General features: G+C 36.3%; 12 protein-coding genes. All 12 read left to right on the top strand.

Annotated elements, in window-relative coordinates; genetic code table 11:
• The first annotated feature begins 55 nt into the window (after positions 1-55).
• The gene (gene yfmF, locus BGI23_RS18115) at positions 56-1,330 is read left to right on the top strand and encodes an EF-P 5-aminopentanol modification-associated protein YfmF (protein WP_000772430.1); all 1,275 of its coding nucleotides are present in this window, start codon (positions 56-58) and stop codon (positions 1,328-1,330) included.
• Positions 1,331-2,617, top strand: a complete 1,287-nt coding sequence (gene yfmH / locus BGI23_RS18110; protein ID WP_070806753.1) for an EF-P 5-aminopentanol modification-associated protein YfmH — start codon at positions 1,331-1,333, stop codon at positions 2,615-2,617.
• Positions 2,618-2,720: 103 nt separating this feature from the next.
• Positions 2,721-3,434, top strand: a complete 714-nt coding sequence (gene ymfI / locus BGI23_RS18105; protein WP_000759611.1) for an elongation factor P 5-aminopentanone reductase — start codon at positions 2,721-2,723, stop codon at positions 3,432-3,434.
• Between the two features lie 75 nt (positions 3,435-3,509).
• Positions 3,510-3,758 (top strand): DUF3243 domain-containing protein, encoded by a 249-nt coding sequence (locus tag BGI23_RS18100; protein ID WP_000114454.1) that lies wholly within the window; start codon positions 3,510-3,512, stop codon positions 3,756-3,758.
• Positions 3,759-3,897: 139 nt separating this feature from the next.
• Positions 3,898-4,683, top strand: coding sequence for a DUF3388 domain-containing protein (locus BGI23_RS18095; RefSeq protein ID WP_000574107.1), 786 nt, complete (start codon positions 3,898-3,900; stop codon positions 4,681-4,683).
• 21 nt (positions 4,684-4,704) lie between these two features.
• Positions 4,705-5,631: a helix-turn-helix domain-containing protein gene (locus tag BGI23_RS18090; protein WP_000137486.1), complete on the top strand. Its 927-nt coding sequence runs from the start codon at positions 4,705-4,707 to the stop codon at positions 5,629-5,631.
• Between the two features lie 63 nt (positions 5,632-5,694).
• On the top strand, positions 5,695-6,273 hold the full coding sequence (gene pgsA, locus BGI23_RS18085; RefSeq protein WP_070806752.1) for a CDP-diacylglycerol--glycerol-3-phosphate 3-phosphatidyltransferase: 579 nt from the start codon (positions 5,695-5,697) through the stop codon (positions 6,271-6,273).
• Between the two features lie 20 nt (positions 6,274-6,293).
• Complete coding sequence (gene cinA / locus BGI23_RS18080; protein ID WP_070806751.1) at positions 6,294-7,532, top strand: competence/damage-inducible protein CinA; 1,239 nt, start codon at positions 6,294-6,296, stop codon at positions 7,530-7,532.
• 144 nt (positions 7,533-7,676) lie between these two features.
• Entirely contained in the window at positions 7,677-8,708 is a 1,032-nt protein-coding gene (gene recA / locus BGI23_RS18075; protein WP_001283859.1) for a recombinase RecA, read from the top strand.
• 485 nt (positions 8,709-9,193) lie between these two features.
• Entirely contained in the window at positions 9,194-10,756 is a 1,563-nt protein-coding gene (gene rny, locus BGI23_RS18070; RefSeq protein WP_000099774.1) for a ribonuclease Y, read from the top strand.
• A gap of 164 nt (positions 10,757-10,920) precedes the next feature.
• Complete coding sequence (locus BGI23_RS18065) at positions 10,921-11,715, top strand: TIGR00282 family metallophosphoesterase (RefSeq protein ID WP_001221095.1); 795 nt, start codon at positions 10,921-10,923, stop codon at positions 11,713-11,715.
• A 148-nt stretch (positions 11,716-11,863) separates the two neighbouring features.
• Positions 11,864-12,124, top strand: coding sequence for a stage V sporulation protein SpoVS (gene spoVS, locus BGI23_RS18060; protein ID WP_000404341.1), 261 nt, complete (start codon positions 11,864-11,866; stop codon positions 12,122-12,124).
• Positions 12,125-12,180: the final 56 nt, after the last annotated feature.

The raw sequence follows: 12,180 nt of genomic DNA, 5'->3' as shown, positions 1-12,180 counted from the left end.
CTAAAAACTGTATATTGAAGAGGAATATTCCTATATACGTAAAGGAGGGCTATAAATGAAACTGATGGAACAACAGTTACATGAGCTAGGTGGTTTACGAGTACATATTATTCCAACTGATAAATATAAAACAAATACATTTGTATTTCGTTTGAAAGCACCTTTAAATGAGGAGACGGTGACAGAGCGTGCCCTATTGCCATACGTATTGCAAAGTGCGACAGAAAAGCTTCCTTCTGTAATTCGTCTTCGTCAATATTTAGAAGAATTATACGGATCTTCTTTGGCAGTAGATGTAAGTAAAAAAGGAGAAGACCATATCATCTCTATTTATGTAGACATTGCAAATGAAGTATATTTACATGATGCACCACCGTTATTTGAAAAAGCGCTTTCTATGTTATCGGATATCGTTTTACATCCAGCGAAAGAGGGGAATGGTTTTCTGCCTTCTATTGTAGAAAGTGAAAAGAGAGCGCTCTTACAACGAATTGAAGCGACGTATGATGATAAAATGCGTTATGCAAACGAGCGTTTAATTGAAGAAATGTGCAAAGTAGAACCATATCGTTTAAGCGCAAATGGGAAAAAAGAGAGTGTTTCTTCTATTACAAATGAAAGTTTGTATCAATATTATCAAAAAGTGTTAGCGGAAGATGAAATGGACCTATACATTATTGGTGATATTTCAGAAAACGCAGTTGATCTTGTAAGTAAGTATTTTTCTATTTCAGCACGTCCTGTGAGGGAAAGAAATGTACTTCTTCATAAGAGAAATAATGAAGAAAAAGAAGTTGTGGAAAAACAAGAATTAAAACAAAGTAAATTACACATCGGATATCGTACATTTATTACGTATAAAGACGAAGATTATTTTGCGCTGCAATTGTTCAATGGATTGTTTGGAGGATTTTCTCATTCGAAGTTATTCGTTAATGTTCGTGAAAAAAATAGTTTAGCGTACTATGCAGCATCTCGCTTTGAAAGTCATAAAGGTTTATTATTTGTCATGTCAGGAATCGAAGCGAAAAATTATGAAAAAGCGGTTGAGATTATTAAAGAGCAAATGCTTGCAATGCAAAATGGTGATTTTTCTGAAGAAGAGATGCATCAAACGAAAAGTGTTATTCGAAATCAAATATTAGAAGCAATTGATACACCGCGTGGATTTGTGGAAATGCTGTATCATGGTATTATTTCAGATCGTACGCGTCCGGTTGAAGAATGGCTTACAGGTATTGAAAGTGTGACGAAAGAAGAGATTGTGAAAGTTGCTAAAAATATTGAATTAGATACAATTTACTTTTTACACGGAACGGAGGGAGAATAAATGGAGAAAATTGTTTATGAGCAATTAAAAGAGACACTCTATTATGAAAAACTTCCTAATGGATTAGATGTATATATTTTACCGAAGCAAGGATTTAATAAAACATTTGCAACGTTTACGACAAAATATGGTTCTGTGGATAATACATTCGTACCACTAGGTAAAGAAGAAATGATTCGTGTGCCGGATGGGATTGCTCATTTCCTTGAGCATAAACTATTTGAAAAAGAAGATCACGATGCCTTCCAATTGTTTAGTAAACAAGGGGCATCGGCAAATGCTTTCACGTCATTCACAAGAACAGCTTACCTTTTTTCATGTACATCAAATGTAGAACAAAATTTAAATACATTGTTAAATTTCGTACAAGAGCCTTATTTTTCTGAAAAAACAGTTGAAAAAGAGAAAGGTATCATTGGGCAAGAAATTCAAATGTATCAAGATAATCCAGATTGGCGCTTATATTTTGGGTTAATTGATAGCTTGTTTGTAAAGCACCCGATTAAAATTGATATTGCGGGTACAATCGAGTCTATTAGTAAAATTACGAAAGACCTACTATATGAATGTTATGAAACGTTTTATCATCCAAGCAATATGTTAATGTTTGTTGTAGGGGCAATTGATCCAGAGAAAACGATGGATTTGATACGTGAAAATCAAGCGGAAAAAGATTATAAAAACCAACCAGAAATAATACGTTCATTCGAAGAAGAACCAGATGAGGTAAATGAAAAGAAGAAAATTATTTCAATGCCTGTACAAACTCCGAAATGTTTAGTTGGTATTAAAGCGACAAACTTAAAAGAAAAAGGGGAAGCCCTTTTAAAACAAGAAATTGCGCTTACGTTACTTTTAGATTATTTATTTGGAAAAAGTTCTGTTCATTATGAATCTTTATATAATGAAGGGCTTATTGATGATTCGTTCTCGTATGATTATACGGAAGAGAATAACTTCGGTTTTGCAATGGTAGGCGGCGATACGAAGCAACCTGATGAGCTAGAAGAGCGTTTGAAAGGTATTTTATTAAATACAAATTATGATCAATTAGATGAGGCGGCATTAGAACGAGTAAAGAAAAAGAAAATAGGTGGCTTTTTACGCTCCTTGAATTCACCAGAATATATTGCAAATCAATTTACACGATATGCGTTTAATGAATCGAGTTTGTTTGATGCATTGACTGTATTAGAAAGTTTAACTGTTCAAGATTTACAAGAAGTAGCAAAATTATTATTATCAGAAGAAAAAATGAGCGTTTGTCAAGTATTACCGAAAAAATAAAAGGTTTCACAATAATACCCTTATCTTATCATTGATAAATTGTAAGATGAGGGTATTATTTATTTGTAGGGAAAAGATTTTTTTGAGATAAGAGAGGAATTGTATGAAAAAGTATGCATTAGTAACTGGAGGAAGCGGAGGGATTGGCTCTGCTATTTCGAAACAATTAATTCAAGATGGATATACAGTATATGTTCATTATAATAACAGTGAAGAGAAAGTGAATGAGTTGCAGAAAGAATGGGATGAAGTAATTCCTGTTCAAGCGAATTTAGCTTCTACTGATGGGGCAGAGCAATTGTGGAAACAAATTGAACATCCTCTTGATGTTATCGTATATGCAGCTGGGAAGAGTATTTTTGGACTCGTAACAGATGTAACGAACGATGAATTGAATGATATGGTAGAACTTCAAGTGAAGAGTATCTATAAATTATTATCGATGGCATTGCCATCTATGATTCAACGGAGAAGCGGTAATATTGTACTTGTTTCGTCTATATGGGGACAAATTGGCGCGTCATGTGAAGTTCTTTACTCGATGGTAAAAGGTGCGCAAAATTCATATGTGAAAGCTTTAGCAAAAGAAGTTTCATTAAGTGGAATAAGAGTGAACGCGGTGGCGCCAGGTGCAATTGAAACGGAAATGTTAAACGTATTTTCAGAAGAGGATAAGAATGAAATTGCGGAAGAGATTCCGTTAGGACGATTAGGATTACCGGAAGAAGTAGCAAAAACTGTGTCATTTCTCGTATCACCAGGTGCATCTTATATAACTGGACAAATTATTGGAGTAAATGGCGGGTGGCATTGCTAAAAATTTCTTACATAAAAAATGAAAAACTGTACAAATTAAGCATGATTCTATTACTAAGTAGTGAGGTGCTTACACATGTCAGTTTTAGATAATTTTGATCAATGGAAGAGCTTTTTAGGAGAACGTTTAGAACAAGCGCAAGGAAAAGGTCTTGATGGTGGTGCTGTATCAGATATGGCATTTCGTGTTGGTGATTATTTAGCAAATGAAGTAGAAGCACGCAACGATCAAGAGAAATTATTAGCTGAACTTTGGAAAGTTGCTGACGAACAAGAGCAACATACAATCGCAAACTTAATGGTAAAGTTTGTACAACATAAGTAAAAAATAGAGAGGGGATTCTCCTCTCTATTTTTTTTGTATAATAATTGAAAGGGATAGATTATACATTTAGCTTCCCTATTAAGGTGAAATCATATAATATAGTACGTAGGTGTAAAGTAAGCAAGGGGAGTGATCTTGGATGATTGAATGGTATTTTGAATATGAAATACATAAAAACCGACCTGGCTTGCTTGGTGACGTTTCTTCGTTAATCGGTATGCTCGGCATTAATATTGTCACAATTAATGGTGTAGATAATGCAAGGCGTGGATTACTCCTTATGTGTGATAATCAAGAGCAAATCTCTAGACTAGAATCAATTTTAAATACGATGGATAACATAACGGTAACGAAATATCGTCCGCCAAAGCTAAGAGATAAGCTAGCGGTTAGACATGGTAGGTACATACAACGAGATGCAGATGATAAAAAGACATTTCGGTTTGTGCGTGATGAATTAGGGTTACTTGTAGACTTTATGGCTGAAATAATGAAAAAAGAAGGCCATAAGCTAATTGGTATACGAGGAATGCCTCGTGTTGGAAAAACAGAATCCATTGTTGCCGCAAGTGTTTGTGCAAATAAAAGATGGTTATTTGTATCGTCTACTCTTATTAAGCAAACTGTTCGTAGTCAATTGATTGAAGATGAGTATAGCGACGACAATATTTTCATCTTAGATGGAATCGTGTCAACAAAGCGTGCTAACGAAAGGCATTGGCAGCTTGTTCGTGAAATTATGAGATTGCCTGCAACGAAAGTTGTGGAACATCCTGACGTATTTGTGAGTCAGTCAGAATACACATTGGATGATTTTGATTATATTATCGAGTTGCGTAACGATTATGATGAAGAAATTCAATATAATTTAGTAGATGAAATTGAGCAAGGTACGCAAAATAATTTCTCTATGTTTGACTTTTAAAGAAATATTGAGGTGTTAGTAGTGACAGAATTAGGACAAAAGCTGAAAGAAGCAAGAGGAACGAAAGGCTTGTCTATTGATCAGCTGCATGAGATTACAAAAATTCAAAAACGCCATTTAGTAGCAATTGAGGAAGGCAATTATGATGTATTGCCAGGAGCTTTTTATGCGCGTGCATTCATTAAACAATACGCAGATGCGGTTGGATTAAATGGAGAGGAACTGCTTGTAGAATATCAGAGTACGATACCACAATCTGAAAAACGCGACGTTCCACAAGTGTCAACCGGACAAAAAACACAAGAAACAATGCAGAAATCTTCATCATGGCCAATTGCAGATCATATGCCGAAAATCTTAGTTGCGCTGCTAGTAATCGCAGTTGGAGTGGTAATTTGGTTTATTTTCCAAGCGTTAACTGGAAAAGGTGATGAGAAGGTTCCGAATGCTCAAAGTGAGAAAATTGAAGTTAAAAAAGCGGAAAATTCTCCGTTAGATACGAAGAAAGATGAAGTGAAAGCGGAAGAGCCGAAAAAAGAGGAACCAAAAAAAGAAGAATCGAAAAAAGAAGAGCCAAAGAAAGAAGAACAACCAGCGCAACCAACAGGACAACAAGAAATCAAAGTAGTTGGGACAACTGGTAAGGAGTCCACTTTGGAAATTCATAACAATAAAACGTTAGAATTAGAAATTACAACAAAAGGTGCAAGTTATGTAGGTATTAAAAATGAGGCAGGAAATGATATCTTTAGTGGAACAATAGAGGAAGGTCAAACTCAAAAATATGATTTATCAACAGCGAAAGTGGTAAACCTTAATATAGGAAGTGCACCGAATGTTGAATTTAAATTAAATGGCCAAGTGGTTACATTCCCGTTGAATCCAGAAGAGAATTATCATCAAAAATTCTTGATTAAAAATCTAGGGATAGAGCAACCTGCACAATAACAGTCATCGCTTCGATGACTTTTTTCAATGAACAAATGTTTTTGATATGATGGAGGAATAGCTGTGAATTTACCAAATAAAATTACAATATCTAGAATCTGCTTAATTCCAATTTTTATGGTAATTATGTTAGCACCCTTTGATTGGGGTTCATACACAATTGGTGATGTTGATTTACCAATTCAACACTTAGTAGGAGCGCTTATCTTTATTGTTGCTTCGGCTACAGATTGGATTGATGGACATTACGCAAGAAAGTATAATCTTGTAACGAATTTAGGGAAGTTCCTTGACCCGTTAGCTGATAAATTACTTGTTTCAGCGGCACTTATCACGTTAGTTGAGATGCAATACGTACCTGCTTGGATCGTTATTGTCATTATAAGCCGTGAGTTTGCGGTCACTGGTTTACGTCTTGTACTTGCTGGAACAGGGGAAGTAGTTGCGGCAAATCAACTAGGGAAAATTAAGACGTGGACACAAATCATCGCGATTGCGGCATATTTATTACACGATGTGCCTTTAAATTTAATCCATATTCCAGTTGCTGATATTTTTATATGGATTGCATTAATTTTTACTGTTATTTCAGGATGGGATTATTTCTGGAAAAATAGATCTGCTTTTGTAAACTCAAAATAGAAGTTTATGGGGGAATTGGGATGAATGCTGAAATTATTGCGGTTGGAACAGAATTATTACTTGGACAAATTGCAAATACAAACGCCCAGTTTTTATCTGAAAAGTTAGCTTCAATTGGCATTAATGTGTACTACCATACTGTAGTTGGAGATAATAACAAACGATTACAGCAGGCGATTGAAGTTGCAGAAGAACGTGCGGACATGCTTATTTTTACAGGTGGATTAGGCCCGACAAAAGATGATTTGACGAAGGAAACAATTGCGTCTAGCTTAGAGGAAGAGCTTGTATATGACGAAAACGCATTAGCATTAATAAGCAATTATTTTAAACGTACAGGTCGTGAGTTCACTGAAAATAATAAAAAGCAGGCACTCGTTTTGAATGGGGCAACTGTGTTTGCAAATGATCACGGTATGGCACCTGGTATGGGGTTAAATAAGAACGGAAAAGTTTATATTTTATTACCAGGACCACCGAAAGAGATGAAGCCAATGTATGTAAGTTACGTAGAGCCTTTTTTACGTAACTTTACAACGGGAGAAAACATCTATTCTCGCGTGCTTCGATTCTTCGGAATTGGGGAATCCCAATTAGAGGTGAAAGTTCAAGATTTAATTGATGGACAATCGAACCCGACAATCGCCCCGCTTGCCAATGATGGAGAAGTGACATTACGTTTAACGGCTAAACATCAAAATGCTCATGAAGCGGAGAAACTCATTCAGCATGTGGAAGAATTGATTTTAGAAAGAGTTGGAGAATTTTTCTACGGGTATGACCAAGAGTTTCTACATTATAAGGCGATAGAGTTATCGAAGAAAAAAGGATTAACTTTAGCGTGTGCGGAAAGTTTAACAGGTGGTCTCTTTGGTAATCAAGTAACAGAAAACGCTGGTGTGTCTTCCGTATTTAAAGGCGGTGTCATTTGTTACCATAATGATGTGAAGCAACATGTATTACATGTACCTGAGGAAGTCTTGTCTACTGACGGTGCAGTTAGTAAAGAATGTGCTCGTTATCTTGCTGAAAATGTTAGAGAATTATTAAAAGCGGATATCGGAATTAGTTTCACTGGGGTAGCAGGACCAGATGCTTCAGAACATAAAGAGCCGGGAACTGTATTTGTTGGATTGGCGATTAAAGATGAACCAACTGTAGTCTTTCCTCTAAATTTAAGCGGAAGTCGTCAACAAATTAGGGAACGCTCAGCAAAATATGGATTTTATCATTTGTATAAAAAGCTAGAAGAGATATAAGTCTCTTTTAGCTTTTTTTAATGGTTAAATGTGGTTATATTTAATGAAAAATAAAAAAATCGAATAAATGTTCGATTTTTGTTGGCAAATTGAATTGAAAATAGGTATAATAAGATTAGCAATTCAGTTAAGGAGGAATTTTGAATGAGTGATCGTCAAGCGGCATTAGATATGGCGTTAAAACAAATAGAGAAGCAATTCGGTAAAGGTTCAATTATGAAATTAGGAGAACAAGCGGAGCGTAGAGTTTCTACAGTTTCTAGTGGTTCTTTAGCACTTGATGTGGCATTAGGGGTAGGCGGATACCCACGCGGCCGTATTATCGAGATTTATGGACCTGAAAGTTCAGGTAAAACAACAGTTTCATTACATGCAATTGCAGAAGTACAGCGTCAAGGTGGACAAGCAGCATTCATCGATGCGGAGCATGCAATGGATCCTGTATATGCACAAAAATTAGGTGTTAACATCGATGAATTACTATTATCACAACCTGATACAGGGGAGCAAGGTTTAGAAATCGCAGAAGCACTTGTACGAAGTGGTGCGGTTGATATTATCGTAATTGACTCTGTAGCAGCTCTTGTACCGAAAGCTGAGATTGAAGGAGACATGGGTGACTCACACGTAGGTTTACAAGCTCGTTTAATGTCTCAAGCACTTCGTAAACTTTCAGGTGCAATCAATAAATCAAAAACAATCGCAATCTTTATTAACCAAATTCGTGAAAAAGTTGGGGTTATGTTCGGAAACCCAGAAACAACTCCAGGTGGTCGTGCGTTAAAATTCTATTCAACTGTTCGTCTTGAAGTACGTCGTGCCGAGCAATTAAAACAAGGTAACGACATTGTTGGTAATAAAACAAAAGTAAAAGTAGTTAAAAATAAAGTGGCACCACCATTCCGTGTTGCGGAAGTTGATATTATGTACGGAGAAGGTATTTCAAGAGAAGGTGAAATCTTAGATATGGCTTCTGAACTTGATATCGTTCAAAAGAGCGGTGCTTGGTACTCTTATAATGAAGAACGCTTAGGACAAGGTCGTGAAAATTCGAAGCAGTTCTTAAAAGAAAATACGGATTTAAGAGAAGAAATTGCCTTCTTTATTCGTGAGCATCACGGAATTAGCGAAGATTCAGGTGCTGAAGATATGGAGGATCCAAGTCTTCTTGATTAAAGTGGGATAAAAGACACGGCTTCGTGTCTTTTATTTTTGTATCATTATGAAAGCGTTGTATATCGTTGGAGATAAAATATTTAATCCATCTAAAACATTATGTGTACAGAGGGATATATGCGTGTTTTACATGAATAAACTGGAATTTACTAAGGTTTTCCAGGATAATATGCTCTCTGCTTTTTAAATTCCTATATAAATTAGAGATGAAGGTAAAGAAAGTAAAAGTAGACAACGCTTGACAATGAAAATTGCGATAGATACAATGAGAATGTATATTTTTTCTTATATACGAAACACTCTTCTCAAGAAGAGAAGTAATATTCGGAGTAAGATTTAAATCTTGCCGAAATAATAATATGACATTTTAATTGTGAAATGAAGAAAGTCCCTTAAAAAAGCGGGACGACGGTCTTTGCTGTATGTTGGTATTCAATGTACATGCCGACAGTCTTTTTTCATTCATAGCAAGGGGAGGTGAAATCATGAGTAGTACAGTTTGGATACTCATCTCCATTTTGCTTGCAACAGTCGGTGCAGTTGTTGGCTTTTTTGTTCGAAAGTCTATTGCTGAAGCGAAGATTAATGGTGCAGCCAATGAAGCGAAACGTATTCTAGACGAAGCGAATCGTGAGGCTGAAGCACTTAAGAAAGAAGCGCTTTTAGAAGCAAAGGATGAAATTCATACACTTCGTACAGAAGCTGAATTAGAAATTCGTGACCGTAGAAGCGAATTACAAAAACAAGAAAATCGTTTAATGCAAAAAGAAGAGAACCTTGATCGTAAAGACGAAACGCTCGATAAACGCGAGCAACAGTTAGAAAAGAAAGAGGATTCTCTTGTAGCGAGACAACAACAGATTGAAGAGTTGGAAAGCAAAGTGGGAGAGTTAGTTCAAAAGCAACAAACAGAATTAGAGCGCATTTCCAATCTGACACGCGAACAAGCGAAAGCAATTATTCTTGGTAAAGTAGAAAGTGAAGTTTCTCATGAAATTGCCGTAATGGTAAAAGAAAGTGAAGTTCGTGCGAAAGAAGAAGCAGATAAGAAAGCAAAAGAGATTTTATCTCTTGCAATGCAGAGATGTGCAGCTGATCATGTTGCTGAAACAACCGTTTCGGTTGTAAATCTTCCAAATGACGAAATGAAGGGACGTATTATCGGACGTGAAGGTCGAAATATTCGTACGTTAGAAACGCTAACAGGTATTGACCTAATTATCGATGATACACCAGAAGCGGTTATCCTATCTGGATTCGACCCAATTCGTCGTGAAACAGCTCGTATCGCTCTTGATAAACTAGTACAGGACGGACGTATTCACCCAGCGCGTATTGAAGAGATGGTCGAAAAATCAAGACGTGAAGTGGACGAGTATATTCGCGAAGTCGGAGAGCAAACAACGTTTGAAGTGGGTGTTCACGGATTACATCCAGATTTAATTAAGATTTTAGGTCGTTTGAAATACCGTACAAGTTACGGGCAAAACGTCTTAAAACACTCTATGGAAGTGGCATATTTAACTGGACTTATGGCAGCAGAGCTTGGTGAGGATGAAAAACTAGCAAGACGTGCTGGTCTATTACATGATATCGGTAAAGCGATTGACCATGAAGTAGAAGGTAGCCACGTTGAAATTGGTGTTGAACTCGCAACGAAATATAAAGAGCATCCTGTAGTTATAAACAGTATTGCATCTCACCACGGAGACACAGAACCAACTTCTATCATTGCAGTTTTAGTTGCAGCAGCAGATGCATTATCAGCTGCAAGACCTGGAGCTCGTAGTGAAACACTTGAGAACTATATTCGTCGTCTTGAAAAGTTAGAAGAGATTTCAGAGTCTTATGAAGGCGTAGAAAAATCTTTCGCAATTCAAGCAGGACGAGAAGTTCGTATTCTGGTAAAACCAGATACAATTGATGATTTAGAAGCTCATCGTTTAGCTCGTGATATTCGAAAACGTATTGAAAATGAACTGGATTACCCAGGGCATATTAAAGTAACTGTTATTCGTGAAACACGTGCAGTGGAATACGCAAAATAAAGTGGTGAAACACCACTTTATTTTTTTGTGCTGGAATTGGTTAAAATAAAGGAAATTAGTTATACCTAGCATACAAGTGAAACAAACTTATAATAAATATATTGTAAGATAATTACTTGAAGCTATAGTAATAAAAAATGTAGTACATAGGAAGGGTAAGACATATGAGAATATTATTTGTTGGGGATGTAGTAGGATCTCCTGGTAGAGGTATGATTCAACAATACGTACCGGCATTAAAGAAGAAATATACACCTACAGTAACCATTATTAATGGGGAAAATGCAGCAGGTGGACGTGGAATTACGGAAAAAATATACCGAAACTTTTTAGAATGCGGAGCACAAGCGGTTACACTTGGAAATCACGCTTGGGATAACCGTGAAGTATTTGAATTTATTGATGATGCAAAATATCTTGCAAGACCAGCTAACTTCCCAGAAGGCACTCCAGGAAAAGGGCTTATTTTTGTGAACTGTAATGGAACAGAAGTTGCAGTTATTAACTTACAAGGACGTACGTTCCTTCCTCCAATTGATTGTCCATTCCGTAAAGTGGATGAATTAATTAACATTGCGAAAAAACGTACGAATATTATTTTTGTTGATTTCCATGCGGAAACTACAAGCGAAAAACAAGCGTTAGGTTGGTATGTAGATGGTCGTGCTACAGCGGTAGTAGGTACACATACGCATGTTCCTACAGCTGATAATCGCATTTTACCAAGCGGAACGGCATATATCACAGATGTTGGTATGACAGGGCCGTACGATGGAATTTTAGGTATGGACCGAGAAGCAGTATTGAAGAAGTTTTTAACAAATTTACCAGTACGATTTGAAGTGACAAATGGTAGAACACAATTAAGTGCAGTGCTAATTGATGTGGATCCTAATACGGGAAAAGCTAAGAAAATTGAGCGTATCTTAATTAATGATGATCAGCCATTTTTTGAGTAATTCCTATTAAAATTTAGATAAGTTATTATTTTTTAATTTTTTAGAAAAATTACAGAAATTTAGCAGGAATACGTGTCATTCCTCGTGAATATAAGTTAAAGTGAAATAATTGCTAATACTTTTTATAGAAACGAGGAGGAAACGCGGAATGGAAATATTAAAAGTTAAAGCAACGTCGGTCCCTAATTCTGTAGCTGGTGCACTTGCAGGTGTTATTCGCGAACGCGGAACAGCAGAAATTCAAGCAATTGGTGCAGGTGCATTGAACCAAGCGGTAAAGGCAGTAGCAATTGCAAGAGGATTTGTAGCGCCTAGTGGTTTGGACCTGATTTGTATCCCAGCGTTTACGGATATCATGATTGATGGGGAAGAACGTACAGCAATAAAATTAATTGTAGAACCTCGTTAAGTTTAAACAACCTGTTTGCAGTATGCAAACAGGTTGTTTTTATAATGGAGGAATGA

The sequence above is a fragment of the Bacillus sp. ABP14 genome (genome assembly GCF_001831375.1).
Classification (GTDB): domain Bacteria; phylum Bacillota; class Bacilli; order Bacillales; family Bacillaceae_G; genus Bacillus_A; species Bacillus_A paranthracis.
The sequence above is the reverse complement of the archived record's forward strand: the minus strand, read 5'-3'. Positions and strand labels throughout refer to the sequence as shown.